Origin of the sequence: Herbaspirillum sp. C9C3, assembly GCF_013359625.1 — a bacterium.
GTDB lineage: Bacteria > Pseudomonadota > Gammaproteobacteria > Burkholderiales > Burkholderiaceae_D > Herbaspirillum.
The window spans coordinates 49,277-63,458 of record NZ_JABFMQ010000013.1 but is presented as its reverse complement, the minus strand read 5'-3'; the positions used below and the strand labels follow the sequence as shown (position 1 = coordinate 63,458).

Genomic DNA, 14,182 nt, shown 5'->3' with positions numbered 1-14,182 from the left:
CACCGCTTCTACTCCCTGAGCAATTTCCAGCAGGCGGCATGAGCGAGTCCACCCTTCCCCCCATCGTTGTGGTGCAGGACAGGAGCGTGCCGCGCTATACCGTCTCGGTACGCGCCTTGTGCGAATTCACCGCCAAGGCGGGCGATCTGGACCTGCGTTTCACCCCCACGCCGACTGCCCGGGAAGGCATGGCCGGTCACCTCATCGTGGCGCAGCGGCGCGGGCAGGGCTACCAGAGCGAAGTGAATCTTTCGGCGCAGCATGGGGCGCTGCACGTGCGTGGACGCGCCGATGGCTATGACCCCATGCGCACGCGGCTGGAAGAAGTGAAGACTTATCGCGGTCAGCTCGCCAGCCTGCCGGACAACCACCGTCACCTGCACTGGGCGCAGTTGCGCGTCTACGGGCACCTGATGTGCGAGAAGCTGGGACTGGCGCACATCCATCTGGCACTGGTGTATTTCGATATCGGCAGCCAGCAGGAAACGCTGCTGGAAGAGACCCGCAGCCGTGAAGAACTTGCCGCACTCTTTGCCGCCCAATGCGAGCGCTTCATGCGCTGGGCCGAGCAGGAACTGGCGCATCGCCACGCGCGTGATGCGGCCTTGCAGGCCCTGCGCTTTCCGCATGGGGATTTTCGTCCCGGCCAGCGGCAACTGGCCGAGGCCGTCTTTCGCGCCCACACGGCCCGGCGCAGCCTGCTGGCACAGGCGCCCACCGGCATCGGCAAGACACTGGGCACGCTGTTCCCGGCGTTGAAGGCGGCACCGTTGCAGCGGCTGGACAAGATCTTCTTCCTCGCCGCCAAGACGCCGGGCCGGCAGCTGGCGCTGGATGCCGCGACCACCTTGAAGGAGCACGGCAGGCTGCCGCTGCGCGTGCTGGAACTGTGCGCCCGCGACAAGACCTGCGAATATCCCGACCGGCTGTGCCGGGGCGATTCCTGTCCCCTGGCCCAGGGTTTCTACGATCGCCTGCCGGCGGCCCGCGCGGCCTGTCTGACGCAGCCGCTGCTGGATCGCGACCAGTTGCGCAGCGTGGCCCTGCAACACCAGGTCTGCCCCTACTACCTGGGCAGCGAGATGACGCGCTGGAGCGACCTCATCGTCGGCGACTACAACTACTGGTTCGATGGCGGCGCCATGCTCTACGCAATGGCCCAGGCGCATGACTGGCGCGTGAGCGTGCTGGCCGACGAGGCCCACAACCTGGTCTCCCGCGCCCGTAGCATGTACAGCGCGCAACTGAGTCGCGCGGCCCTGCGTGCGGCACGCGCGGTGGCCCCGCCGGCGGTGGCCAAGCCGCTGGAACGACTGGGCCGCGCCTGGACCGCCACCGGCAAGAAGGCCGACTTGCCCTATCAGGTGCTGGAGGCGCCACCGGCCAGACTGGTCGAAGCGCTCGCCGGCAGCGTGGGCGCCATCAGCGACTACCTGGCTCAGGTGGCGGTGCCGCTGGAGGCGCCGCTGCGGGATTTCTACTTCGATGCCATGGCCTTCGTCAGGCTGGCCGAATCCTTCGGTCCGCATTCACTGTTTGACCTCACGCGGGAAGATGAACGCAACACCGTGCTGTGCATTCGCAACGTGGTGCCCGCACCCTTCCTCGGACCACGCTTTGCCTGCGCGCATGCCACCATCCTGTTCTCGGCCACGCTGGCGCCGTGGAACTACTTTGCCGATCTGCTGGGCATGCCCGCCAGTACCGCCTGGGTCGACGTGGCGTCGCCCTTCCAGGCCAGCCAGTTGCAGATACGGGTGGCGCACCGGATCGCCACCACCTGGCAGCGCCGCGCCGCCTCCATCGCGCCCATTGGCGAACTGATGGCGCGCCAGTATGCAGAGCGTCCCGGCAATTACCTGGCGTTCTTCTCCAGCTTCGATTATCTGCAACAGGCGCATGGCGCCTTCGCCCATGCGCACCCGGAGATTCCCACCTGGCAGCAGTCGCGCCGCATGTCCGAAACCGACCGCGATGCCTTCCTGGCCCGTTTCGAAAGAGGCGGGCAGGGTATCGGTTTCGCGGTCTTGGGCGGTTCCTTCGGGGAGGGCGTGGATCTGCCCGGCGAGCGTCTCATCGGTGCCTTCGTGGCAACCCTCGGGCTGCCGCAGTTCAATCCGGTCAACGAGCAGATGCGCCAACGCATGGAGCAATTGTTTGGTTGCGGCTACGACTACGCCTACCTCTACCCCGGCATGCAGAAAGTAGTGCAGGCGGCCGGCCGCGTCATTCGTACCGAGAGCGACTACGGCACCGTGTGGCTGATCGACCAGCGTTTTGGCCGACCCGAAGTGCAGGCCCTGCTACCCGCCTGGTGGCAACTCGATTCACCACCGGCAGCAACTCCCCGAGACCCTCGGTAGCCGCTGTGCAGCAGGGGCTGCACGGACTTGTCAGGTTTTTCCCGAGTGACAAGTTTTTTTGAATGGATAGCATAGGCGGTGTTGGTACGGGTAGGGCAAATTCGCCACATCTTCCTGCAAAGTGGGAGGTGCGGCGCTGACCGGCACAGGCTGGGCGATCTGGCCGAAAGGGCCAGGTGGCCGGTGTGTCAAATCCGCGTCGCGGCAGGAACAAATTGTCGCTGACAAGCGACAAGACGAGCCGCTGACATGTAAGATTCCGCCTCTTCCTTCATGTATTCCCGTCAAGAAATGAGTGTTGTGTCTTGTCGGCTTTTTACATTTTTGACAACGAAGAAGGTTGCGGTATCAGGATTTGTTTGTTTTAATGACAACTCGGAATGTGGTCGAAAATACAACATTCCTGCGCTTGGTCCGTACGGAGCATCACTCCGTAGGCAGAGGGGAACGCACCGCCGATAGAGCGGATTAACGAATATAGCAGGGGGATGGCAGCATATGGGGAAACTTACCGCTTTTTAACAAGGTTGCAGGCAGGTCGTGCGCACCCGGTCAAAAGCCGCCGGTAGCAGGACTGGGCAGGGAGTCAAGCATGGGAAACGATATCTCCAACTTGCTGAGCAAGTTCGGGGCAACGGTGGACGGATACCTCGAGATCGAGGCTGCGATCAACTACAAGGAGCCGTCGCGCAAGCCCAAGGCGCCGCTGGTGGTAGCGCAGCAGGGCGCCGCCGTGACGGCAGCCGGGTCGGTGGACGGCAGTGCCGGGGCCGAGCCGGCACCGGTAGTGGCGGCCAGCGCAGCGGCGCCCTTGCTGGCGGACCCTGTGCCTTCTTCTTTGCAACGCATTGAGCCCGTGATGGATCCCGTCACGGCATCGTCGCCCGCTCCCGTGGCCGCCAGGCTGGCTCCGGTTGCCCCGCTTGCCCGTCCGGCACCTGCGCCGACCGCCCCGACCGCGACCCCGGCTGCGGGCTCACCCGATGCTTCTGCGAGCGTTCCCGTCCAAGCTGCCTCCACCACCGAGCCCGCCGTTCCCACCCTGTTGCGCTCCATGCTGGGCGAGGCCGCGCGCGAACGCGAAGCCCAGCAGCGCGCCAGCAATGACGACACCGGCCAGCCCCAACTGGCCGTGCCGCCTACTACACCGGCGCAGGTGATTGCCGTGGTCTCGCCCAAGGGCGGGGTCGGCAAGACCACCCTGTGTTCGGCGCTGGCCTGCAGCCTGGCGCGTCATGGTCGTGTGGTCGCCATCGACCTGGACCCGCAGAATGCCTTGCAATATCACCTGGGCGTGAGTGCCGAGGCCGTGGCCCGGCAGACTGCCGCGGCCGCCAGCGGGGACTGGCGCAGCAGCCTGGCCGTCGGTACGGCCGGTACGCAGGTGTTGAGTCATACCGTGGTGGCCGCCGCCGGGGAAGCGGCGCTGGCGCGGCAGATGAGCGTGGATGGCCAATGGCTGCTGCGCCAGCTGCACGCGCTGCAATTGCAGGCGGGTGACGTGGTCCTGCTGGATCTGCCGGCCGGCCAGACCCCTTATCTGGAGCAGGCCCTGCAGGCGGCCGATCAGGTGCTGGCGGTGGTCACGCCCGATGCCGGTTCCTTCCTGGCACTGGAGCACATGCGCCAGGCCCTGCATGGCCGCAACAATTGCCGCTATGTGGTCAACAAGTACGACGGCAGCCGCAGCTTCTGCCAGGACATGCTGGAAGTCCTCAAGCGCTGGATGGGGCCGCGCCTGGCCGGTGTGGTCGCGCTCGATCACGCCATCAGCGAAGGTCTGGCCTACGGCTTCAATCCGCTGGTCAAGGCCGGGCATTCGCCGGTCTATGATCAGTTGCAGGGCGTCAGCGAAGTGCTGCGCGCCGCTGTGCTCAAGGCGGCCGCCGCAGGTGCACGCGCATGAACCATGGACCACAGGCAACATCGCCATCGCAACGCCAGCCCGACATGAAATCCCCCGCCACGCTGTCCCCCCATCCACCAGGACAGGAGCCCTCGGCCCGCCCGTCGGCCAATCGCCTGCAGCAATGGATACAGCGCGTCGGCGAGCGCCTCGAAGGTCTGCCACGCGGCCCGCGCCGCCTGGTGCAATGGGCCGTGATGCTGTTTGCCACGCTGCTGGCCCTGCTCATCATTTCGGTGCCGCTGGATTTCACCGCGCAGTGCGTCTTTGCCATCGGCTGCTTTGTCGCCGCGCTGGTGCTGCGCAAGCAGTCGGGGCGCTTCCCGGTACTGGTGCTGATCACGCTCTCGCTGATCGTCTCGATGCGCTACATGTACTGGCGCATCACCTCCACGCTGGCCTTTGAAAGCTGGCTGGACATCGTCTTCGGCTATGGCCTGCTGGCCGCCGAAATGTATTCCCTGCTGGTGTTGACGCTGGGTTACCTGCAGACTGCCTGGCCCTTGCGCCGCAAGCCGCAGATGCTGACCATGCCGCCCTCGCAATGGCCGACGGTGGATATCTTCATTCCCTCGTACAACGAATCGCTGGACATCGTCTCGCTGACCATCTTCGCCGCCCAGGCCATCGACTGGCCCCAGGACAAGCTGCGCGTGCACGTGCTCGATGATGGCCGACGTGAGCAATTCCGCGAGTTCTGCGACAACATCGGCGTGAACTATCTGGTCCGTTCCAACAACAAGCATGCCAAGGCCGGCAATCTCAACGAAGCGCTCAAGGTCACCGATGGCGAATTCGTCGCCATCTTCGATGCCGACCACGTGCCGACGCGTTCTTTCCTGCAGATCTGCATGGGCTGGTTCTACAAGGACCCCAAGCTGGCCATGCTGCAGACGCCGCACTTCTTCTTCTCGCCCGATCCCTTCGAGAAGAACCTCAACACCTTCCGCTCGGTGCCCAACGAGGGCGAGTTGTTCTATGGTCTGGTGCAGGATGGCAATGACCTGTGGAATGCCGCCTTCTTCTGCGGCTCCTGCGCCGTCATGCGCCGCACTGCCCTGACGGAAATCGGCGGCATCGCCACCGAGACCCTGACCGAGGACGCTCACACGGCGCTGAAGATGAACCGCGCCGGCTACAACACCGCCTATCTCGCCATCCCCCAGGCGGCCGGCCTGGCCACCGAGAACCTGGCGCGCCACATCCGCCAGCGCGTGCGCTGGGCGCGTGGCATGGCGCAGATCTTCCGGGTGGACAATCCCTTGAAGGGACGCGGGCTGCGACTGGGCCAGCGGCTGTGCTATCTCAACGCCATGCTGCACTTCTTCTATGGCTTGCCGCGCCTGATCTTCCTGACCGCGCCGCTGACCTACCTGTTCTTCGGTGCCCATATCTTCCACGCCTCGGCGCTGATGATCACGGCCTACGTGCTGCCCCACGTGCTGCACGCCAGCCTGACCAACTCGCGCATCCAGGGACGCTTCCGCCATTCCTTCTGGAACGAGGTCTACGAGACCGTACTGGCCTGGTACATCCTGGGGCCGGTGCTGCTGGCGCTGATCAATCCCAAGTTGGGCGGCTTCAACGTCACCGACAAGGGCGGCATCATCACCGACGACCATTTCGACTGGAAGCTGGCGCGTCCCTACATGTTGCTGCTGGCGCTGAACGTGGCCGGCCTGGGCTTCGGCATCTGGCAACTGATCCACGGCGACCCCAATGCCGTGACCACCATCCTCATCAACATGGCGTGGACGCTCTACAACGTCATCATCAGCAGTGCTGCCATGGCCGTCGCCTCCGAAACCCGCCAGGTGCGCAGCGAGCCGCGCGTGGCGGCCGAGCTGCCGGTGCGCATCAAGTGCGATGATGGCAGCCTCATCGAAGGCACTACGCTGGACTTCTCGCAGAAAGGCATCGGCCTGCGCCTGCCGGCCGGGGCGACCATCGCGCGCAATGCCCGCATCGAGGTCACGCTGTTCCGCAATGATCAGGAGAAAGTGTTCCCGGCAGTGGTGGTGTTCAGCCGCAACGACATGGTCGGTGCGCAGTTCCACGAACTGACGCTGCGCCAGCAAAGCGAACTGGTGCGCCTGACCTTTTCGCGCGCCGACATCTGGGCCAACAACTGGGGCAAGAGCCGTCCCGATACCCCGCTCAAGGCCCTGCGCGAAGTGGCCGGCATCGGCATGAATGGTATCCGGCAAATGTTCAAGGCGCTGGCGATCCAGCTGCGCCGCCGGCCCGCCGAAGCACGCGCGCCTGCCTCGGCAGCAGCAGCCTCCGCCTCTTCGGCAGCTCCCGCACCTGCCATGGATAACACTCTGGAAAAACAATAATGAAAACGAAGCAGCCTCAAGCGCAGCGCGCCCTGTTGCGCCAACGCTCCCTGTGTCTGATGCTGGCGGCGGTGATGACCGCCGGCAGCCTGCCGCTGCCGGTGCTGGCGGCCTCTGCTGGCAGTCCCGCGAGTGCGGCCACGGCCACGCCCGGCCTGCCCGCACCGGTTCCGGTAGCCGGCGACCCTTACGTGTTCACCTTCAAGCAGCTGGGTCGCAATGGCTCCATGAACCTGCATGGCGTGGACGCTACCGACAGCCTCAACTTCGACGTGCCGGTCTCGCTGGTGACCACCGGCGCCCACGTGACGCTGTATTACACCTATTCCCCGGCCTTGCTGCCGGACCTCTCGCAGATCAACGTGATGGTCAACGACGTGGTGGCCGGCAGCATCCCGCTGCCCAAGGAAGGCTCGGGCAGCATGCAGACCGCCAAGGTCGACATCCCGCCCAAGCTCATTACCGAATTCAATCGGCTGAGCCTGCAATTCATCGGCCACTACACCATGGGCTGCGAGGATCCCCTGCATTCCAGCCTGTGGGCGCGCGTGGCCAATGGCTCCACGCTGGACCTGCAGACCACGCCCTTGCCGCAGAAGGATGACCTGGCGCAGATGCCATTGCCCTTCTTCGACCGGCGCGACATCCGCATGCTGAGTCTGCCCTTCGTCTTCGCGGGGAACCCTGACAACGGTACGCTGGAAGCGGCGGGTACGCTTTCTTCCTGGTTCGGCGCGCTGGCCGCTTATCGCGGCGCGCGTTTCCCGGTGCAGATCAATGCCTTGCCGCCGCGCGGCAATGCCGTGGTGATGGTGGCCGGCGAGGCCCCCACCAGTGTGGCCGGACTCGAGGTGGCCGCCCCCAAGGGGCCGACGCTGACCGTGCTGCCCAATCCGAATGATGCCAATGGCAAGCTGCTGGTGGTGTCCGGTCGCAACGTGGGCGAACTCAGGCAGGCTGCCGCCGCGCTGGCGCTGGGCAGCAAGGGCCTCTCGGGCAGCTCGGCATTGATCGACAAGCTGCAGCCGCTGGCGCCGCGCCAGCCGTATGACGCGCCCAACTGGTTGCCCACCGATCGCGCGGTCAAGCTCTCCGAACTGATCGATCCCAAGCGCCTCAACGTGTCCGGCTACAACCCCGGCGAGATCACCATCCCCCTCAATTTCCCGCCGGCTCTCTCCAACTGGCGCCAGGATGGCGCGAAGCTGAAACTGGTCTATCGCTATACGCCCCAGCCCAAGTCCACCAACTCGTCCTTCCTGGTCAGCTTCAATGATGGCCTGATCAAGTCCGACATCCTGCTGCCCAAGGACAAGCTGGACAAGAGCCTGCTGGCTTCGATCAAGGATGAGGCCCTCACGCGCGAGATGGATCTGCGCCTGCCGCTGAACCTGGCCGGTCCGCAATCGCGCCTGCAACTGCGCTACATGTATGACTTCGTCAAGCAGGGCGAATGTCAGGACATCATCATCGACAACGTGCGCGGCAGCATCGATCCCGATTCCACCATCGACCTGCGTGGTTACGATCACTTCATGGCCATGCCCAACCTGGGCGTGTTCAAGGATGCCGGTTTCCCCTTCACGCGCATGGCCGATCTCTCGGAGTCGGCCGTGGTGTTGCCCGACAATGCCAGCACCGACGATCTCGCTGCCTACCTGACGCTGCTGGGCCGCTTCGGCAGTGCCACCGGATACCCCGCCACGGGCGTGGTGGTGACCCAGGCCGCCCAGGTCGACAAGGTCGCCTCGCGCGACCTGCTGGTACTGGCCTCGGGCCAGAACCAGCCATTGCTCAAGCAGTGGGCCGATCATCTGCCGGCGGCGGTGACGGGGGACAAGCAGCGCTTCGATGTGGGTGATTTCGCCCTGCGCGTACGCAGCTGGCTCAAGCTCGACGACGATGACCAGGCCAAGCGCCGTGCGCGCCTGGCACTGGCCTTCACGGGCGGCGAACCGACCTCTTATCTGACCGGTTTCGAGTCACCGCTCGACAGTGGTCGCAGCGTCGTGGTGCTGGCCGGTGGCGACGCCACGGGCCTGGACCAGATCCTCGCGGCCATGGCCAGCAAGGATCCCGAAGCCGAGACCATCCAGGGCAGCCTGGTGGCCGTGCGCGGCACCACCATCGATCCGCTGCTGGCTGAAGAACAGTATTTCACGGGCAGCATGTCACCGCTGCGCATGCTGCGCTGGTGGCTGTCGCGCCACGTCCTGGCCATGTTCGTGCTCATTGCCGGTGGCATCCTGATGCTCGGCGGCCTGGCCTACCTGACCCTGCGCGCCAAGGCGAGAAAGCGTCTCAATGCCTGAGCTGTCGTTTCAATTTCGACGCCGCAGCCTGGTCAAGGCCATGGCCGCGCTGGCGCTCGGTGGCGTAGCCGGCGTGGTTGAGGCCGCACCCGCGTCCTCCGCGTGTGCAGTCACGGACTGGCCGGCCTGGCAAGCCTGGGCCAGCGGCCACGTGCAGCCCGATGGACGGGTCCTGCATTCCAGCCTGCTGCCCAATCACACCACCTCCGAAGGTCAGTCCTACAATCTGTTGCTGGCGCTGATCGCCAACGATGCACAACGCTTCGAGCAGATCTGGAGCTGGACCCGCGACAACATGATGGGCGCCGATGCCGCCAACCGCCTGCCGGGCTGGCTGTGGGGGCAGGGCGCCGATGGCAGGTGGCAATTGCAGGATGCCAATTCGGCTTCCGATGCCGACCTGTGGATCGTCTACGCCCTGCTGGAAGGCGCACGCCTGTGGCAGCGCCCGACCTACCGCAGCGATGCCCGGCGCCTGCTCGACAGCATCGAAGCGCGCCTGGTGGTGGACCTGCCGGGCCTGGGCAAGATGGTGTTGCCGGGACCGCAGGGCTTCAACCAGCACAACCAGGTCTGGACGCTCAATCCCAGCTATCTGCCGCTGCCGCTGCTGCGCCGACTGCACAAGGAGCGCCCCAAGGGGCCCTGGCAGCAGATCGCCAGCAATACCGTGCGCATGATCGAGGCCACCAGCCCCAAGGGTTTCGTGGCCGATTGGGTCGGCTACAAGATGACGGCGGTACAGGCTGGTCAGTTCATGGTCGATCCGGCCAAGGGCGAGCTGGGCAGCTATGACGCCATTCGTGTCTACCTGTGGGCCGGCATGACCTCGCCGCGCGACCCCGATGCCGCCGCGCTGCTGGCCGCACTGGACGGCATGCGCCAACGCATCCTCGCCACCGGCGCTGCGCCCGAGAAGGTGGCCGTGACCACCGGCGTGGCCGAAGGCCAGGGGCCCTTCGGGTTTGGCGCGGCCCTGGTCCCCTACCTGCAGGCCAAGGGGGAAACCACCCTGGCCGCGCAATGGCAGGCGCGCGCCGCACAGCAACTGGAAAGCGGACTGGCGCAACCCAGCGCGCAACCTGAAATCCTTTACTACAACGTCATGCTGGGCCTGTTCGGAATCGGATGGGCCGAGAAGCGATACCAGTTCCGCGATGACGGAACACTCAATCTGTCCTGGGAGAAGTCATGCGCACGCGCCGTACCACGCTAGCCATCGGAGTGCTGACCGCGCTGCTGGGGGCCCATGCCGCACCGGTCCTGGCCGAGTCCGCGGAGATCGAGGCCCAGTTGGTGGAGCAGGGCCAGTACTGGCAGGCGCGCAACAACAACCAGCGCGCCGCCGAGGTGTGGCAGAAGGTGCTGCAGCTGGACAAGTCCCAGGTCAATGCGCTGTACGGCATGGGTCTGATCGGCGTCAAGCAGAACCGACCACAGCAGGCCAACGACTATCTGGAACGCCTGCAGGCACTCTCGCCCCAGCCCTGGCAGGCCCGCCAGCTGGCGCAGGACATCGCCCTGGCGCGCCCGGAAAACCAGGCCCTGCTGGCCGAAGCGCGGCGCCTGGTCGATGCCGGCGAGCGTGACCGCGCCACCGATACCTTCCGCAAGATGTTCAACGGCCTCACCCCTTCGGGGTCGGTGGGCCGCGAGTATTACAACAACCTGGCCTTCAACGATGCCAGCTGGCCGGAGGCACGCAAGGGCATGGAACGCCTGTTGCGCGAGACACCGGGCGACAGCATCCTGGCCCTGTTCTACGGCAAGCAGCTGGCGCGCCATGAAGACACCCGGGTGGAAGGCATCCGCGTACTTTCGCGCCTGACCAAGCAGGTGGACATCGCCGGTGATGCCGATGAAAGCTGGCGTCTGGCACTGACCTGGCTGGGGCCGCCGACACCGGCGCAGGTGCCGCTGTTCGAGGACTTCCTCAAGGTGCATCCGGACGACAAGGACATCCGTGATCTGCTGGCCAAGGGCCGGGCGCAGGTGGCCGCCGCGCAGACGCCCACGGTGCTCTCGCGCGGCTTGCAGGCGCTCGAGAAGGGGGATCTGCAGGAAGCCGAAAAAGCCTTCCAGGAGCGTCTTTCCACCCATCCCGATGAAGCCGATGCGCTCGGCGGCCTGGGCGTGGTGCGTCAGCAGCAGAACCGCCTGGCCGAGGCCGAACCGCTGCTCGCGCGCGCCGTCGCCAGGGGCGGCAGCGGCTGGAAGAAGGCGCTGCAGAGCGTGCGCTACTGGTTGCTGATCCAGCGCGGCCGCGACTGGCAGGCACGCGGCCAGAGCGCCCAGGCGCAAGATGCACTGACCCAGGCCCTGCGCCTGGATCCGAACAATACCGACGGCCTGGTGGCCATTGCCGACATCGAAGCCACGGCCGGCCGACTGGAGGCTGCCGCCGGCCATTATCGCCAGGTGCTGGCGGTGCAGCCGGCCCAGGTGGGCGCCATTCGCGGGCTGGTCAACGTGCTCTCGCAAAGCGGCCGTGCCGACGAAGCGCTGCGCCTGCTCGACAAGCTCACCCCGCAGCAGCAGGCCGAGTTCGGCGACCAGGGCCGCCTGCGCGCCCTGCGCGCCACTCAGCAGGCCAACCTGGCCGAACAGCGCGGAGACCTCAATGCCGCCCTGGAGGCCATGCGCGAAGCCGTACGCAACGACCCCGACAATGTCTGGACCACCTTCGATCTGGCGCGCCTCTATGTCAAGTCCGGTCAGTCGCGCCAGGCACGCGTGACCATCGACGACTTCACCCGCGCGCATCGCGACAACGTCGATGCGCTCTACGCCAGTGCCTTGCTCTCGGTGGAGATGGCGCAGTGGCAAGATGCGCAGGACACGCTGAGGCGCATCCCCGAGGCCCGTCGCACCGCCGCCATGACCGAGCTGATGCGCCAGGTCACGCTGACCATCCAGGTCGGCCATGCCACCGAGCTGGTCAAGACCGGTCAGCGTCAGGAAGCCCTGGCCCTGCTGGACCGCGTGCAGCCCGATGCAGCCGGCAATGCCGAACGTACCGGCACGCTGGCCTCGGCCTATGTCGATGCCGGTGACACCCCGCGCGCGCTGGCGCTGATGCAGCCGCTCATCGCGCCACCGGCCACGCCGACCATCGGCACCCGCCTGCAATACGCCTCGGTTCTGCTCAAGGCCGGTGAGGATGCCCAGGTCTACGGCGTACTGACGGCCTTGCAGAACCAGAACATGGACGTGGCCACCCGCAAGCAATACGACGACCTGCGCTTCCTGTACCGTGTGCGCCAGGCCGAACGCCTGCGCGAGGGCGGCGACCTGGCCGCAGCCTACGACACGCTGGCCCCGGCCCTCTCGCAGCGCCCCAGCGATGTCGGTGCCGTCTCGGCGCTGGCCCGCATGTTCAATGCCGCCGGCGACAACGCCCGTGCCCTGGCGCTCTACAAGCCGCTGGCCGCGCGCAATCCGCGCGACGTCAATGTCTTGCTGGGCGCGGCGGATACAGCCATGCAGGCGCGCGAGAACGACTATGCGATCAGTCTGCTGGAGCAGGTCGGCAAGCTCGACAGCACCGACCCCGCCACGCTGACCGAAGCCGCGCGCATCTATCGGGCGCTGGGCAAGGTCGGTGAAGCCACGGCGCTGTTGCGCCGGGCGGTGGCCATCGAAAACGGCGCGCGCCAGCGCACCCTGGCCGCGCGCGGCAATGGCTTCGACCCGGCTGTCAATCCCTTCCGTACCCGACGCACTCTGCCGGGCAACGAGAACGTGGCTGCCATTCCGCCGCCGGCGGAAACCCTGCTGCGCCCGGCCATGATGGCGGCTGCAGCCCCGGCTGCCAGCGATGTACTGCCCACTCCCGCAGCGGCGCGCGCCAGCACGTCCACGGCAGCGCCGGCGGTGGCCTATGGCCAGACGCTCGGTCCGGTGTTCAGCAATGCAGCACCGGCCCAGATGGCCCAGACCACCCAGCCTGCCGCGATGCGCGGCTACGCACAGCCGCCGGTGCAAGCCGCGGCCACTGGCACCGCCTTGCCCGGCGCGGCCAGTGCAGCCCAGCGCGCTTTGCTGGCACTGCAGGGGCAGGGCGACCAGCCCACTGACAACCTGAGCCCGGCACAGCGTGCACTCAACGACATCCTGCAGGCCCGCAGTCCCTACGTCACGCAAGGCGTGGTGGTGCGCGGCAATGCCAGCGAATCCGGTCTGAGCCGCATCAACGACATCGAAGCCCCGCTGGAGGCCAACATGCCCGTCGGTAACGGCCGCGTGGCCGTGCGCGTGACCCCGGTCTCGCTGGATGCCGGCGCCATGACCGATGAGGCGGCCAGCCGCTTTGGCGGCGGCGGCTCCAGTGCTACCGGAGTGGGCAAGCAGAGCGCCAGCGGGGTAGGCGTGGCGGTGGCCTATGAGCGTCCCGACGATGGCATCAAGGCCGACATCGGCACCACGCCCAGCGGTTTCAAGTATTCCAACGTGGTCGGTGGCGTCAGTGTGGAGCAGCCGCTGGGCGGCAGCAGCACCAACCGTTTCGGCGTGACGGTCTCGCGGCGTGCCGTCAATGACAGCATCACGTCCTTTGCCGGCAGCACCGATACGCGCGTGGGCCGCTCCTGGGGCGGCGTGACCGCCAACGGCGGACGTGCCGAGATGAGTTCGGACGATGCCCGCACCGGCGTCTACGCCTATGGCGCCCTGCACAGCCTGCAGGGCCACAACGTGGAATCGAACACGCGCGTGGAACTGGGCGGCGGCGCCTACCAGTACCTGACCAACGGCAACGACGAGAAGATGACGGCAGGCGTCTCGGCCACCCTCATCAGCTACGCCAACAACCAGAACTTCTACACCTATGGTCACGGCGGTTACTTCAGTCCGCAAGCCTACCTGGGACTGGGCGTGCCGGTGACCTGGGCCAAGCGCACCGACCGCTTCAGCTTCCAGCTCAAGGGCTCGGCTGGGGTGCAGTACTTCCGCCAGGATGGTGCCGATTACTTCCCCACCGATGCCGCCCTGCAAGCGGCCAGCGGCAAGAGCTACGCCCAGCAGACCAAGACCGGCATCGGCTACAGCCTGGAAGGCAGCGGCGAATACCGCTTCGCGCCGCGCCTGTTCGTGGGCGGCACGCTGCGCCTGAACAATTCGAGCGACTTCCGCGAACTCAATGTCGCCATGTACCTGCGTTATACCCTGGAGGACATGCAGGGCAGTTTCCTGACCTTGCCGGTCAGCCCGTATCGTTCGCCGTATTCCAACTGATTTGACTGAACACTTTTTGATAGAGAGATC

At 66.1% G+C, this 14,182-nt stretch carries 6 protein-coding genes; all 6 read left to right on the top strand.

Going from position 1 to position 14,182, the window contains the following annotated elements:
- Window positions 1–38 precede the first annotated feature (38 nt).
- Window positions 39–2,363: an ATP-dependent DNA helicase gene (locus HNO82_RS13665; protein ID WP_175344093.1), complete on the top strand. Its 2,325-nt coding sequence runs from the start codon at window positions 39–41 to the stop codon at window positions 2,361–2,363.
- A 592-nt stretch (window positions 2,364–2,955) separates the two neighbouring features.
- On the top strand, window positions 2,956–4,269 hold the full coding sequence (bcsQ, locus tag HNO82_RS13660) for a cellulose biosynthesis protein BcsQ (RefSeq protein ID WP_175344092.1): 1,314 nt from the start codon (window positions 2,956–2,958) through the stop codon (window positions 4,267–4,269).
- A 44-nt stretch (window positions 4,270–4,313) separates the two neighbouring features.
- Window positions 4,314–6,608: a UDP-forming cellulose synthase catalytic subunit gene (bcsA, locus tag HNO82_RS13655; RefSeq protein ID WP_249777005.1), complete on the top strand. Its 2,295-nt coding sequence runs from the start codon at window positions 4,314–4,316 to the stop codon at window positions 6,606–6,608.
- The gene (bcsB, locus tag HNO82_RS13650) at window positions 6,608–8,920 is read left to right on the top strand and encodes a cellulose biosynthesis cyclic di-GMP-binding regulatory protein BcsB (protein WP_175344090.1); all 2,313 of its coding nucleotides are present in this window, start codon (window positions 6,608–6,610) and stop codon (window positions 8,918–8,920) included. The genes bcsA and bcsB overlap by 1 nt, the downstream gene beginning before the upstream one ends.
- A complete protein-coding gene (gene bcsZ, locus HNO82_RS13645) occupies window positions 8,913–10,136 on the top strand; it encodes a cellulose synthase complex periplasmic endoglucanase BcsZ (protein WP_175344089.1) in 1,224 nt (407 codons plus the stop codon). The genes bcsB and bcsZ overlap by 8 nt, the downstream gene beginning before the upstream one ends.
- Window positions 10,112–14,152, top strand: coding sequence for a cellulose biosynthesis protein BcsC (locus HNO82_RS13640; protein WP_175344088.1), 4,041 nt, complete (start codon window positions 10,112–10,114; stop codon window positions 14,150–14,152). The genes bcsZ and HNO82_RS13640 overlap by 25 nt, the downstream gene beginning before the upstream one ends.
- Window positions 14,153–14,182 lie beyond the last annotated feature (30 nt).